The sequence below is a fragment of the Shimia sp. W99 genome (genome assembly GCF_053851455.3).
Genome location: NZ_JBSQBU020000001.1, coordinates 1,637,416 through 1,651,319, shown reverse-complemented (window position 1 = coordinate 1,651,319; position 13,904 = coordinate 1,637,416). Strand labels below are relative to the sequence as shown.

Genomic DNA, 13,904 nt, shown 5'->3' with positions numbered 1-13,904 from the left:
CGGCAAAGCCGCGTGTCAAAGGGGCGGGAGCGCTATGCCGTGTCGATCAGCGTGACATTCAAAGCCCTGAGGTGATCATCCACAAGAGTGCGCTCATCGCCTGACAGGGTTTGATGGCGCGGATAGATCGGGGTTGCCCGGTCATCGAGGATCGGCGCGCTCCAGCCTGCGGTGGTATTGAAGAAGCGTGCCACACCGTCCTCTCCGAATTCGCGCAGATAGCCCTGTACCACCACGTCGATATAGCTCAGCAGCACCGGATGCTCGACCGTGGGCTGCCCATGTTTGCCATGCGGCACGGTATAGACCGCCACGTCGATCGGGTCGGGCTTGGGGTGCGTAATCGCGGCATTGGCGTCGACCCGGTCATAGGCATGTTCGCGTTGATCCAGCGCGGCCCAATCACCGCCGGGAACATGCGCGATCAGTCCGTCGATTTCGCAATCCGGGTCCGGCACCACGGTCAGGTAGGCCACGGGACGCAGGTCGGTATGGCGCCAAATCCGCCGCCAACCGCCGAGTCGGGCCGGGTGGGTATCGCCATACTGGTGCGTATCCCGGTTCACGAGGCTGCCATAGCCAAAGAAATAGGGGTCTTTCTTGCGCATTCGCCCTTGGTGCTCTTGATCCATGTCAATTGCTTGCCCCTTGCCATGCTGCATAAAGAGCGGAACTTCAAGCCATGGCGAGGACCGTCCGTGCGTATCACCAAAAGAACCAACATCGCGATTCGGGTGCTGATGTTTTGTACGGCACATGCGGATCGGTTGGTCACGAAACACGAGATCGCAGAGCGCTGCAACGCCTCGGAAAACCACCTTGCCCAGGTTATCAACCAGTTGGCCCAGATGGGGGTCATCAAGACCCAGCGCGGGCGCAATGGCGGTCTGGAGCTGGCCCGCCCGGCGACAGATATCAGCATTGGCGAGATTTTCCGGATCATGGAAGCGCCGGTGCCGCTGACCGAGTGTTTCGCCGATGTGGACAATTCCTGCCCGCTGACGGCGGCCTGTCGGCTGCGCTATGCACTGCAGGATGCGGCCGAGGCATTCTACCTGCGGCTGGATGACGTGACACTGGATGCGCTGGTCTGCAACAACAGCGCTTTGCTCAGTATTCTCGCGCCTGAACCCTGTGCGACATAAATCGCGCCAAAAGCGACCTTTTTGCGGCTTGCCAGCGCGTTTTCTGCACACTACGGTATGCGACAACAGATGACTCGGGAGAACCGGATGTTTCCGGTGCCGAAGGAGCAACCGCCCCGGAAACTCTCAGGCCGCAGGGACCGCGCCATCTGAAAAAACTCTGGAGAGAGGCGCCGAAACATGCGTCCGCCGAAGGGATAACGATCTCAGGCCAAAGGACAGAGGGGGCATCGCACGCGCAGGGCAATTGCGCGAAATTGGGATGCCGGATGTGACCAGAGCCATGGACGCGCCGGAAGTGACGGGAGCGAGAGCCATGGGCGAATTGAAGCGCACACCGCTTTACGATCTGCATGTCGAGCTGGGCGCCAAGATGGTGCCGTTTGCCGGGTACGAGATGCCCGTGCAATACGGGCTGGGCGTGATGAAGGAACATCTGCACACCCGCGCCGCCGCAGGGCTGTTCGACGTTAGCCACATGGGGCAGGTGATCCTGGGTGGAGCGTCCTATGAGGCGATTGCCGGGGCGTTCGAGAGAATGGTGCCGATGGATGTTCTGGGGCTTGGCGAAGGGCGCCAGCGCTATGGGCTGTTCACCAACGGCGCCGGGGGCATCGAGGATGACCTGATGTTCGCCAACCGGGGCGATCATCTTTTTGTCGTGGTCAACGCCGCCTGCAAGGAAGGCGACATTGCGCGGATGCGCAGCGTTCTGGAGCCCGGTGTCACCGTGACCGAGATCACCGACCGCGCGCTGATCGCGTTGCAGGGGCCGGCGGCGGAAACTGCGCTGGCGCGGCTGAACGCGGACGTGGCAGGCATGTCTTTCATGGATGTGGCCACGGTTGCGCTGAATGGCGCGGAATGCTGGGTTTCGCGCTCGGGCTATACAGGGGAAGACGGCTACGAGATTTCGGTGCCCGCCGCCGAGGCCGAGGCGCTGAGCCGCGCGCTTTTGGCGATGGACGAGGTTGAGGCGATTGGCCTTGGGGCGCGGGACAGTCTGCGGCTTGAGGCGGGTCTGTGCCTTTATGGGAATGATATTGACGCGGGCACCTCGCCGATCGAGGCCGGGCTGACCTGGGCGATCCAGAAGGTGCGCCGCGCCGGAGGCGACCGAGCGGGAGGATTTCCGGGGGCCTCGCGCCTTTTTGGGGATCTGGCCGAAGGCGTGGCCCGCAAGCGTGTTGGCCTCGCACCGCAGGGCCGTGCGCCGATGCGTGCCGGGACGCAATTGTTTGCCGAAGCCGAAGGGGGCGACGCGATTGGCGAAGTCACCTCGGGCGGGTTTGGCCCGACGCTCAATGGGCCCGTGGCCATGGGATATGTCGGCAGCGCGCAAGCTGCTGCCGGAACCGAGATTTTTGGCGAGGTACGGGGCAAGCGGATGCCCGTCACGGTGGCGAAGATGCCGCTTGTGCCTGCCAATTTCAAACGCTGACCAACAGGAGAGACAGCATGAAATTCACCGAAGAACATGAATGGCTGCGCGAAGAAGACGGGCTGATCGTGGTGGGGATCACGGATCACGCTAGCGAGCAGCTGGGTGACGTGGTGTTCGTGGAGCTGCCCGAGACGGGCACCGAAGTGACCAAGGACGAAGAAGTCTGCGTGATCGAGTCGGTCAAGGCGGCGTCGGACATTCTCGCGCCGATCGATGGCGAGATCGTCGAAGTGAATGACGCGATCGTCGAAGACCCCGGCAAGGTCAACGAAGACCCGATGGGGGATGCGTGGTTCTTCAAGATCAAGGCTGCCGATCCCAGCCAGATGGACGATTACATGGATGAAGCCGCCTACAAGGACTTCATCGGGTAAGAGCTGATGCGCCCCGGCCGGATGAACCGGGCCGGGGCATCGCAGGCGGTCCTGCCGCCTGCGCCTGACGGGCGGCCCCTGTGTTGCGGGCGCGCCATGACCTTTTTGTTTCCGGGAGGATGCCATGCCCTTCGAACCGACAGACTATCTGCCTTATGATTTTGCCAATCGCCGTCATATCGGCCCGTCTCCGGAAGAGATGGCCGAGATGCTTGACGTGGTTGGGGCGTCCAATCTGGATGCTTTGATTGATGACACGGTGCCCAAGAGCATTCGCCAGAAAGAGCCGCTGGACTTTGGTCGCCCGATGTCGGAGCGCGAGCTGCTGCATCACATGCGGGAGAACGCCGCCAAGAACAAGGTCTTCACCTCGTTGATCGGGCAGGGCTATCACGGCACGGTGACGCCGCCCGCGATCCAGCGCAACATCCTCGAGAACCCGGCTTGGTACACGGCATATACCCCCTATCAGCCCGAGATTTCGCAGGGCCGGCTTGAGGCGTTGTTGAACTTCCAGACGATGATTTCGGACCTGACGGGGCTGGAGATTGCCAACGCGTCGCTTCTGGACGAATCCACTGCCTGTGCCGAGGCGATGACCATGGCGCAGCGTGTCAGCAAGTCCAAGGCGAAGGCATTCTTTGTCGACCGTGATTGCCACCCGCAGAACATCGAAGTGGTAAAAACCCGCGCCGAACCGCTGGGGATCGAGGTGATCGTTGGCAACCCCGACAAGATGGACGCCGAGCAGGTGTTTGGCGCCCTGTTCCAGTATCCGGGCACCTATGGCCATGTGCGCGATTTCACCGACCACATTGCGACGTTGCACGAACACAAGGGGATCGGCATCGTCTGTGCCGATCCGATGGCGCTGACCCTGTTGAAAGAGCCGGGTGCAATGGGAGCGGATATCGCGATTGGCTCGACCCAACGCTTTGGTGTGCCGGTGGGTTATGGCGGGCCGCACGCGGCCTACATGGCTTCGAAAGACGCTTACAAGCGCGCCATGCCGGGGCGGATCATCGGAGTGTCGATCGACAGCCATGGCAACCGTGCCTATCGCCTGTCGCTGCAGACCCGTGAACAGCATATCCGCCGCGAGAAAGCCAATTCGAACGTCTGCACGGCTCAGGCATTGCTGGCGGTGATGGCGTCGATGTACGCGGTTTTCCACGGGCCGAAGGGCCTGAAGGCAATTGCCCAGCGTATTCACCGCAAGACGGTGCGGCTGGCGCGCGGGCTGGAGGAGGCCGGTTTCAAGGTCGATCCGCAGGCGTTTTTCGACACGATCACCGTTGATGTGGGGCCGTTGCAGGCCGCCGTTCTGAAATCGGCGCGGGACGAGGGCATCAACCTGCGCCCCGTCGGCGAGAAACGGGTTGGGATTTCGATGGATGAAACCACGCGCCCCGCCACCATCGAGGGGGTCTGGCGGGCCTTTGGCATTGTGCGCAAGGACGATGATTTCGCGCCGGAATACCGCGTGCCCAAAAAGATGCACCGCACCAGCGAGTTCCTGACCCACCCGATCTTCCACATGAACCGGGCGGAAACCGAGATGATGCGCTATATGCGGCGTCTTGCGGACCGTGACCTTGCGCTGGACCGGGCGATGATCCCGTTGGGGTCGTGCACGATGAAGCTCAATTCGGCGGCGGAAATGATGCCGCTGACCTGGCCGGAATACGCCTTCGTGCATCCGTTCGTGCCGGTCGAGCAGGCGCAAGGCTATGCCGCGATGATCGAGGACCTGAGTGACAAGCTGTGCCAGATCACAGGATATGACGCGATCTCGATGCAGCCCAACTCGGGCGCACAAGGGGAGTATGCGGGCCTTCTGACCATCGCCGCCTATCACAAGGCACGCGGCGAGGCGCATCGCAATATCTGCCTCATCCCGATGAGCGCGCATGGCACCAATCCCGCGTCGGCGATGATGGTGGGTTGGAAGGTTGTGCCTGTGAAGTCGGCGGCGAATGGCGATATCGACCTCGACGATTTCCGCGAGAAGGCCGAGAAGCACTCAGAGAACCTCGCCGGGTGCATGATCACCTATCCGTCCACCCATGGCGTGTTCGAGGAAACCGTGATGGATGTCTGTGCGATCACGCATGAACATGGCGGGCAGGTCTATATCGACGGGGCCAACATGAACGCCATGGTGGGGCTGTCGCGCCCCGGTGATCTGGGCGGGGATGTCAGCCACCTCAACCTGCACAAGACCTTTGCCATTCCCCATGGCGGGGGTGGACCCGGCATGGGGCCGATTGGCGTGAAGGCGCATCTGACGCCGCATCTTCCCGGACATCCGGAAACGGGCGGCGCCGAAGGGCCGGTCTCGGCCGCGCCCTACGGGTCGGCGTCGATTCTAACCATCAGTTGGGCCTATTGCCTGATGATGGGCGGTGCGGGCCTGACGCAGGCGACGCGGGTGGCGATCCTGAATGCCAACTACATCGCCAAGCGTCTGGAAGGGGCGTTTGACGTGCTTTACCGGGGGCCGACGGGTCGCGTGGCGCATGAGTGCATCATCGACACGCGCCCCTTTGCCGAAAGCGCTGGAGTGACGGTGGATGACATCGCCAAGCGCCTGATGGACGCGGGCTTCCATGCGCCGACCATGAGCTGGCCGGTGGCCGGGACGCTGATGATCGAGCCGACGGAAAGCGAGACCAAGGCGGAGCTGGACCGGTTCTGTGAGGCGATGCTGGCGATCCGCGAAGAGATTCGTGATATCGAGGAGGGCCGGATTGATGCGGAGAACAACCCGCTCAAGATGGCGCCGCATACGATGGAAGACCTCGTACGCGAGTGGGACCGGCCCTATAGCCGCGAACAGGGCTGTTTCCCGCCGGGGGCCTTCCGGGTGGACAAGTACTGGCCACCTGTGAACCGGGTGGACAATGCCTGGGGCGACCGGAACCTCGTCTGCATTTGTCCGCCGATGGAGGATTACGCGGACGCGGCAGAGTAAAGGGAGGGGGCCAGCCCCCTCTTGAGCCTGAAGGCTCAATTCACCCCCGGGGTATTTGGAACCATTGAGAAAGGGCAGCCAGTTCTGCTTCTCAATGGTCGGAAATACCTCGGGGGAGTTGCAGCTTGCTGCGGCGGGGGCAGCGCCCCCAACCGGAACGCTCAGTCGCGGGCGCGCAGGATGCGGGCGGGGCGGATGCCGAGCGAGGGCAGGGCAAAGAGCATGCCCGCAACGAGGTTGGCGAGCAATCCGGCCAGCACCACGGTGATGGCATTGGACCAGATCACCTCGAAATCGCTTTCCATCACGAAGGTCATGACCGCCCAGGCGCCGGTCAGGCCGACTGCCAGCGCGACCAGCCCGGCGGCTGTGCCCAGAAGGGCGGCGCGCAGGGCGAAGCTTGTGAGGATCTGGCGGCGCAGGGCGCCGATGGTTTTCAGGATGGCAGCTTCGTAGAGCCGCCCCTGTTGTCCGGCGGCGGCGGCGCCGATGATCACAAGGAGGCCGGTGAGCAGGATGGCGGCGGCGCCGTAGGTGGTGGCGTTGGCAAGCTGGGCGACGAGGTCGGAGACCCGGCCCACGGCTTCGCGCACGTGGATGGCGGTGATGTTGGGGAAGGCGTTGGCCAGTTCGCGCAGGAGCGGGGCTTCGGCGGCGGCATCGGCATAGACGGTGGCGATGAAGCTGTGCGGCGCGCCCGCCAGCGCGGTAGGATTCATCGCAATGACGAAGCCCATGCCGGCGGTGGAGAAATCCACTTCGCGGAAGCTGGTGACGGTGGCGGTGATGTCACGGCCAAGGATGTTGACCGTCATCGTGTCGCCAAGCTGCACACCCATTTCGAGTGCTTCTTCGGCGGCGAAGCTGATCTGGGGATCGCCGGTGTAGTCGGCGGGCCACCATGTGCCGGCGGTGAGCTTGGTGTTTTCGGGCAGGGCGGCGGAATAGGTCACGCCACGGTCGCCCCGGATGACCCAGTGATCGCCCGCCACCTCGCGCGCCGATTTGCCGTTGATGCGGGTAATGATGCCGCGCAGCATCGGGGCGCTTTCGACCTTGGAGACGCTTGCATTGGCATCGAGCCGCGCGGAGAAGTCGGGCATCTGGTCTTTCTGGATGTCGACGAAGAAGAAGCTGGGCGCGACGTCGGGAAGGTCGCGGGCGATGGCATTGCGCAGGTTGCCGTCGACCTGTCCCACCGTGGCCAGCACCGAGAGGCCCAAACCGAGGGACAACACGACCGGCGTGGTGGCTTCGCGCGAGCGGGCGATGGCGTTGAGCGCCCATGAGAGCGCGGGGGTGGGGCGGGTGCGTTTTGAAAGCACACGGACCAGCGCGCGCAGGGCGAGCGCGGCGAGGGAGAGAAAGCCCATGGCGGCCACCACGCCTGCGGCGAACCAGAGGGTGAGCGTGGTCGAGCCGGAAAGCCATGCGGCCAGTGCGACAAGCAGGGCCAGCAGCAGGGCCACGGCGAGGAGATAGCGCGGGGCGGGCAGATTGGCGCGTGCATCGAGCGCATCGCGGAAGAGGGCGGTGGGGCGCACGTCTTCGATGCGGGCCAAGGGCCAGAGGGTGAAGATGGCCGCGGTGAGCGCGCCGTAGAGGGCGGCTTCGAACAGCGGCAATGGATAGAGGGTGAAGACCGCCGGGAAGGGCAGCACGGCGAGGATCAGGGGCGCGAGCAGGATCGGGGCCAGCGCGCCGATCAGCAGGCCAAGGGCGATGCCGATGGTGGCGACCATGCCGATTTGCAGGAAATAGGTGAGGAAGATGGTCTGACGGGTGGCGCCGAGGCTGCGCAGGATGGCGATGATCTCGGTCTTGCGGGCGAGCCATGCGCGGATCGCGGTGGAAACGCCGACGCCGCCGACGGCCAGACCTGCAAGGCCGACGAGGATCAGGAAGGCGCCGAAGCGGTCGACGAAACGGGCCAGCCCCGGCGCGCCATTGCGGCTGTCGCGCCAGCGCAGGCCGGTGGTTTCGAAACGGGCGCGGGCGTCTTCCTCCAGCGCGGCGAGGTCGGGGTTTTCCGGCAAGGACAAGCGGTAATGCGAGGTGAAGAGCGTCCCCGGCGCAAGCAGGCCGGAGGTTTCCAGCGCCTTGGTGGTGACGATGGTGCGTGGGGCGAGGCCAAAGCCGCCGGAGCTGTCCGGTTCGCGCATCAGGCGGGCCATGAGGACAAATTCCTGTTGGCCAAGTTTGAACGTGTCGCCGATCTCGAGCCCCAGCCGGTCGACGAGCAGCCCCTGCATGACGGCGCCGGGCAGGGTGTCTTGTCCGGCCATGGCCTCGCGTAGCGGCATGGGCGGGTCGAGTTGGACCTTGCCGACAAGGGGGTAGGCGGTGTCGATGGCCTTGACTTGCGTGAGGGCGCGCTCGGCGTCGTCGCCGCGCGGGACCACGGCCATGGAGCGGAAATCGACGATTTCGGAGGCTGTCAGGGCATTGTCCCGCATCCAGGCACGTTCGTCGTCATTGGCCATGCGGTAGGTGAAGCTCATTTCCGCATCGCCCCCAAGAAGGGCTGCGCCTTCGGAGGCCAGCCCAGCCTCGATCGCGGCGCGCACCGAGCCGATGGCGGCGATGGTGGCGACGCCAAGGGCGAGGCAGGCGAGAAAGACGGCAAAGCCACGCAGGCCGCCGCGGATTTCGCGGCGGGCGAGGCGGGCGGCGTGGGCAAGGCTCATGCCGCCGCGTCCGTTTGGGTCTCGATACGCCCGTCGCGCAGGCGAATGACGCGGGAACAGCGGCTGGCAAGGCGGTTGGAATGGGTGACAAGCACCAGCGTTGTGCCTTGTCGGGCGTGCATGTCAAAGAGCAGGTCCATGATGACCTCGCCCGTGGACTGGTCGAGATTGCCGGTGGGTTCGTCGGCCAGAAGGATGTCCGGGGCGGGCGCCGAGGCGCGGGCCAGCGCGACGCGCTGTTGTTCGCCGCCCGAAAGCTGGCTGGGGTAATGGTCGGCGCGATGATCGAGACCAACCGAGGCCAGCGCCTGTTGCGCTTTTTCAAGCGCGTCGCGGTGCCCGGCGAGTTCCAGGGGGGTTGCGACGTTTTCCAGCGCGGTCATGGTGGGAATCAGGTGGAAGTTCTGGAACACCACCCCCATGTGGTCGCGGCGGAACCGGGCGAGCGCGTCTTCGGACATGGAAGAGAGATCCTGTCCCAGCGCGGTGATGCTGCCCCCGGTGGCGCGTTCCAGACCGCCCATCAGCATCAGGAGCGAGGATTTGCCCGAGCCGGAAGGCCCGACTAGCGCAAGTGTCTCGCCTTTGTGAACGTCAAGCGACAGTCCGTGCAAGATTTCGATACGTCCGGCATTGCTATCGAGCGCCAAAGTCGCATCTTTGAGGGTAAGAACGGGATTCATGCGGGGGACTGCCTGTTGTCAAAGGTTTCGGAACTATATGGGCACGTGAAATTGATGGGCAAGGCGTTGGCCGTTGGTCTTTTCATGGGCGGGCCGGTCTGGGCGGAGGAAGTGGTGGTTGCCGCGCTGGGCGATAGTTTGACCCACGGGTATGGTTTGGCACCCGAAAAAGGCTTTGTGCCGGTGTTGGAAGGCTGGCTGAGAGCGAAGGGTGCCGACGTGCGGCTGATCAATGCGGGCGTGTCCGGGGATACGACGCAAGGCGGGTTGGCGCGGGTCGGCTGGACCCTGTCGCCGGACGTGGATGCAATGATCGTGGCCCTTGGCGGCAATGACGTGCTGCGCGGCATTGATCCGGGGGTAAGTCGGGGCAACCTTGCCGGGATCATTGAGGCGGCGCGGGCGCAGGGCGTCGAGGTTTTGATGGTCGGCATGCGTGCGCCTTTGAACTACGGGGCCGCGTACAAGGAGGCGTTTGACGGCATGTACGGGGCTTTGTCCGAGGAATACGGCGTGGCGTTGGCACCGGACTTCTTTGAAGGGCTGCGGGACGTGCCGACCGAGGAAATGGGCAGCGTGATGCAGGGCGATGGGCTGCATCCCAATGCCGCCGGGGTGGAACGGATTGTCGAGGCACTGGGGCCGCATGTCCTGCAGCTTGTTGAAGGCGTGGAATAGGCGATGCCGGGGCGGCTTTTCCTGACCACGCCAATGGCGGAGATCGCCGCGTGGATGCGGGCAGACGCGCCCGTCGAGGAGCCACCACGCCGCAATATCCAGCCGGGACAGGAAATCGTCTGTTTCACGGGGGAAAGGTTTCAGCGGATGCGCTGGGGGATCATCCCGGTGGGGCGGCTGAATGCGCGGGGGCGGCCCGTGATGGAGGCCATCATCAATGCGCGCAGTGAGACCGTGTTTGACAAGAGCGCCTTTGAAGGTGTGGGACGGGCGGTGGTGATCGTGGATGGCTGGTATGAATGGACCGGTGAAAAGCGGCGCAAGACGGCGTGGCGCATCTCTGGTGCGGAGCCTTTGATCTTTGCGGCCATTACGGATGAATGGACGGCACCCGGCGGGCTGAGAGTTCCGCAGGTGGCGACCGTGACCTGCGAGCCCAATGCAGATGTCGCGCCGATCCATCACCGGATGGGCGTGTTGTTGCGTCGCGAGGACGTGTCGCTTTGGTTGTCGGGTGGGGAAGAGGACGTCGCGCCGCTTTTGGTGCCTTGGCCCGACGGGCGGTTGAAGATCGAAGAGGCGGGGGACGTCGATTGGTCGGGGCCGTAGACGGCCCCTGACCGTGTTCGAATGGGCGCGGTCAAGGGACCAGCGCCCGAAATGCGATCACAGCGCGGTCAGATCCACGGCGCTTTCGCGGCCGTCGCGGCCCGACTGCAGCTCGTAGCTGACTTTCTGGTTGTCGGCGAGGCCGGTCAGGCCCGAACGCTCGACTGCAGAAATGTGAACAAAGATGTCCTTGCCGCCGTCATCGGGGGCAATGAAGCCATAACCTTTGGTGGTGTTGAACCATTTTACGGTGCCAGTGGCCATATCCGTATCTCCTGTTTTGTACTGCCCGCAACATGCGGCAGCTCGGCTTTGTCACGCATCGAATGACTGAGCCGGAAAAGGAGCAGGTGGTCGAATGTAGTAACTTGCACCCCCCATCTGATACCGATGGCGCCCATTTACAAGCAAAACTTCTGTGAAACTGTCACTTTCGGCGGGGAAATTCCGATGAATTTTTGGGCGGTTCGGCTCGTGACGTTCATTTTTATTTTTTTACCAGTTGATAAAAAAATGAACCTGTGAGAGCGTGAGGGTGTAGCCAAACAAGGTGTATGGGGAGGTCTTATGTCCAAAACACCGTTCAGCGAAGGGATCACGGCGGGGCGTCTGAGCGCCGCGGAGCTTTCCGAGAACTTCGGGGATTTGCATCCTCGCTTTGACGATCACGAGGCGCTTGTTGCGGCGGATCGTTGTTATTTCTGCCATGACGCGCCGTGCATGACGGCCTGTCCGACGGATATCGATATCCCGTTGTTCATTCGTCAGATTGCCACGGGCACGCCGGAAGCGGCAGCCAGGACGATCTTTGATCAGAACATCCTTGGCGGCATGTGCGCGCGGGTCTGTCCAACGGAGACCCTTTGTGAAGAGGTCTGCGTACGAGAGACGGCGGAAGGCAAGCCGGTCGAGATCGGGCGGTTGCAGCGCTATGCCACCGACACGCTGGTGGATGCGGGTGTGCATCCGTTCAAGCGTGCGACCGCCACGGGCAAGAAGGTGGCCGTGGTTGGTGCGGGGCCTGCAGGTCTTGCGGCGGCACATCGGCTGGCGATGCATGGCCATGACGTGACCGTTTATGATGCACGCCCCAAGGCGGGCGGGCTCAACGAGTTCGGCATTGCGGCCTATAAATCGGTGGACGGCTTTGCGGCTCGCGAAGTGGATTGGCTGCTCAAGATCGGTGGGATCACCATCGAGACCGGCAAGGCGCTGGGCGCGGGGCTGTCGCTTGATGGGTTGAAGGCCGCGCACGACGCGGTGTTCCTTGGCATTGGTCTGGGTGGTGTGAACGCGCTGGGCGTGGATGGCGAGGACAAGGGCGGCGTTGAAGCCGCCGTTGATTTCATCGCCGAATTACGTCAGGCGAGCGATCTTGCGAGTTTGCCGATTGGCCGTGACGTGGTCGTGATCGGCGGCGGCATGACGGCGGTGGATGCCGCGGTGCAGGCCAAGCTTCTGGGCGCGCTCAATGTGTCGCTGGTGTATCGGCGGGGACGCGACCGGATGAATGCATCCGAATTCGAACAGGATCTGGCCGCGAGCAAGGGCGTACGCATCATCACCAACGCTTCGCCCAAGGCGGTGATCGGCAATGGCGCGGTGCGCGAGATCGAATTTGCCTATACCGATGACGATCTGAACCCGACCGGAGACACGATCCGGTTGGCGGCGGATCAGGTTTTCAAGGCGATCGGCCAGACGCTGGAAGGCGAGGGCCTGCCTGCGCTGGAGCGGGGCAAGATCAAGGTCGACGAAGCTGGTCGCACGAGTGTGGCGGGCATCTGGGCCGGGGGCGATTGCGCCACCGGGGGCGATGACCTGACCGTGACCGCCGTGGCCGAAGGCCGTGATGCGGCGGAAGACATTCACGCCATGTTGATGGCGTAAGGAGGACAGTGACAATGGCTGATCTGACAAGCGAATTCATCGGGATCAAATCCCCCAACCCGTTCTGGCTGGCCTCTGCGCCGCCGACGGACAAGGAATACAACGTGCGCCGCGCCTTTGAAGCGGGCTGGGGCGGGGTTGTGTGGAAAACCCTTGGCGAGGCGGGCCCGCCCGTCGTCAATGTGAACGGGCCGCGTTATGGCGCCATTCACGGCGCGGACCGGCGGTTGCTGGGGCTCAACAATATCGAGCTGATCACCGACCGTCCTTTGGAGGTCAATCTCGAAGAGATGACCCGTGTGAAGCGCGACTATCCGGACCATGCGCTGATTGCGTCAGTCATGGTGCCCTGCGAGGAAAAGGCGTGGAAAGACATCCTGCCGATGATCGCGGAGACCGGCTGTGACGGGTTCGAGCTCAACTTTGGCTGTCCGCATGGCATGGCCGAGCGTGGCATGGGCTCTGCCGTGGGGCAGGTGCCGGAATATATCGAGATGGTGACGCGTTGGGCGAAAGAGGCGACCGGCCTGCCGGTGATCGTCAAGCTGACGCCGAACATCACCAATATTCTCTACCCGGCGACTGCGGCGCTTAATGGTGGCGCGGATGCGGTGAGCCTAATCAACACGATCAACTCGATTACGAGTGTGAACTTGGACGTGATGAGCCCGGAGCCGATGATTGACGGCAAGGGCACCCATGGCGGCTATTGCGGCCCGGCGGTGAAGCCGATCGCGATGAACATGGTCGCCGAGATCGCGCGCAACCCGGAAACCGCGAACCTTCCGATCAGTGGCATTGGTGGGATCACCACATGGCGCGATGCGGCGGAGTTCATGGCGCTGGGGGCTGGCAACGTGCAAGTTTGCACGGCGGCGATGACCTATGGGTTCAAGATCGTGCAGGAGATGATTTCGGGCCTTAGCCAGTGGATGGATGAGAAGGGTTATGAAAGCACGGCCGATTTTGTCGGCATGGCGACGCCGAACGTGACCGACTGGCAGTATCTCAACCTCAATCACATCACCAAGGCAGTGATCAACGAGGAAGATTGCATCAAATGTGGGCGCTGCTATGCGGCCTGCGAAGATACCAGCCACCAGGCGATCGAGATGTCGGAGGACCGCGTGTTCACGGTCAAGGATGACGAATGCGTGGCCTGCAACCTGTGTGTGAATGTCTGCCCTGTTGAAGGCTGTATCACCATGAGAACGCTGGAGCCTGGCGACATGGATGAGCGGACCGGCCAGCCGGTTTCGCCCGACTATGGCAACTGGACCACGCATCCGAACAACCCGTCGGTGCAGGCGGCTGAATAAGCCAAGCCTTGCCGACAACAAGACGCCCGCCGCGGTCCTCCCCGCGGCGGGCGTTTTCTTTTTGGGGGCGCTGCCCCGTCCCGGCAAGCCGGGACTCCCCG

The 13,904-nt window shown here is 63.3% G+C and carries 12 protein-coding genes and 1 riboswitch; of the genes, 8 read left to right on the top strand and 4 right to left on the bottom strand.

Features of this window, described 5'->3' with window-relative positions; translation table 11 throughout:
* Positions 1-32 precede the first annotated feature (32 nt).
* Positions 33-608 (bottom strand): gamma-glutamylcyclotransferase family protein, encoded by a 576-nt coding sequence (locus ACS3QZ_RS08170; RefSeq protein WP_456037391.1) that lies wholly within the window; start codon positions 606-608, stop codon positions 33-35.
* Positions 609-698: 90 nt separating this feature from the next.
* On the opposite strand from ACS3QZ_RS08170, the gene ACS3QZ_RS08165 reads away from it, so the two are divergent.
* The 4 genes from ACS3QZ_RS08165 to gcvP all read left to right on the top strand — a co-directional run bounded on the left by ACS3QZ_RS08165 (position 699) and on the right by gcvP (position 5,937).
* A complete protein-coding gene (locus ACS3QZ_RS08165) occupies positions 699-1,145 on the top strand; it encodes an RrF2 family transcriptional regulator (protein WP_093092439.1) in 447 nt (148 codons plus the stop codon).
* A gap of 65 nt (positions 1,146-1,210) precedes the next feature.
* A riboswitch (glycine riboswitch) is annotated at positions 1,211-1,298 on the top strand.
* Positions 1,299-1,461: 163 nt separating this feature from the next.
* Positions 1,462-2,586 carry a glycine cleavage system aminomethyltransferase GcvT gene (gcvT, locus tag ACS3QZ_RS08160; RefSeq protein ID WP_093092437.1) on the top strand — a complete coding sequence of 375 codons (1,125 nt, stop codon included), beginning with the start codon at positions 1,462-1,464 and terminating at the stop codon, positions 2,584-2,586.
* A gap of 17 nt (positions 2,587-2,603) precedes the next feature.
* Entirely contained in the window at positions 2,604-2,963 is a 360-nt protein-coding gene (gcvH, locus tag ACS3QZ_RS08155; protein WP_093090068.1) for a glycine cleavage system protein GcvH, read from the top strand.
* Positions 2,964-3,087: 124 nt separating this feature from the next.
* Positions 3,088-5,937: an aminomethyl-transferring glycine dehydrogenase gene (gcvP, locus tag ACS3QZ_RS08150; RefSeq protein WP_456037390.1), complete on the top strand. Its 2,850-nt coding sequence runs from the start codon at positions 3,088-3,090 to the stop codon at positions 5,935-5,937.
* A 161-nt stretch (positions 5,938-6,098) separates the two neighbouring features.
* Here gcvP and ACS3QZ_RS08145 read toward each other — a convergent pair whose 3' ends face one another.
* Together ACS3QZ_RS08145 and ACS3QZ_RS08140 are read right to left on the bottom strand one after the other, a co-directional pair.
* A complete protein-coding gene (locus tag ACS3QZ_RS08145) occupies positions 6,099-8,624 on the bottom strand; it encodes an ABC transporter permease (RefSeq protein WP_456037389.1) in 2,526 nt (841 codons plus the stop codon).
* Positions 8,621-9,307 (bottom strand): ABC transporter ATP-binding protein, encoded by a 687-nt coding sequence (locus tag ACS3QZ_RS08140; RefSeq protein ID WP_456037388.1) that lies wholly within the window; start codon positions 9,305-9,307, stop codon positions 8,621-8,623. Before ACS3QZ_RS08140 ends, ACS3QZ_RS08145 begins: the two co-directional genes overlap by 4 nt.
* A 54-nt stretch (positions 9,308-9,361) precedes the next feature.
* On the opposite strand from ACS3QZ_RS08140, the gene ACS3QZ_RS08135 reads away from it, so the two are divergent.
* Both ACS3QZ_RS08135 and ACS3QZ_RS08130 read left to right on the top strand, forming a co-directional pair.
* Complete coding sequence (locus tag ACS3QZ_RS08135; protein WP_456039321.1) at positions 9,362-9,985, top strand: arylesterase; 624 nt, start codon at positions 9,362-9,364, stop codon at positions 9,983-9,985.
* A gap of 3 nt (positions 9,986-9,988) precedes the next feature.
* The gene (locus ACS3QZ_RS08130; protein ID WP_456037387.1) at positions 9,989-10,594 is read left to right on the top strand and encodes an SOS response-associated peptidase; all 606 of its coding nucleotides are present in this window, start codon (positions 9,989-9,991) and stop codon (positions 10,592-10,594) included.
* Positions 10,595-10,651: 57 nt separating this feature from the next.
* Here the strand turns inward: ACS3QZ_RS08130 and ACS3QZ_RS08125 are convergent, their stop codons facing one another.
* Complete coding sequence (locus tag ACS3QZ_RS08125) at positions 10,652-10,858, bottom strand: cold-shock protein (protein ID WP_456037386.1); 207 nt, start codon at positions 10,856-10,858, stop codon at positions 10,652-10,654.
* Positions 10,859-11,161: 303 nt separating this feature from the next.
* Between ACS3QZ_RS08125 and ACS3QZ_RS08120 the strand changes: the two genes are divergently transcribed.
* Positions 11,162-12,484, top strand: a complete 1,323-nt coding sequence (locus tag ACS3QZ_RS08120) for an NAD(P)-dependent oxidoreductase (protein ID WP_456037385.1) — start codon at positions 11,162-11,164, stop codon at positions 12,482-12,484.
* Between the two features lie 14 nt (positions 12,485-12,498).
* Complete coding sequence (gene preA / locus ACS3QZ_RS08115; RefSeq protein ID WP_456037384.1) at positions 12,499-13,803, top strand: NAD-dependent dihydropyrimidine dehydrogenase subunit PreA; 1,305 nt, start codon at positions 12,499-12,501, stop codon at positions 13,801-13,803.
* Positions 13,804-13,904: the final 101 nt, after the last annotated feature.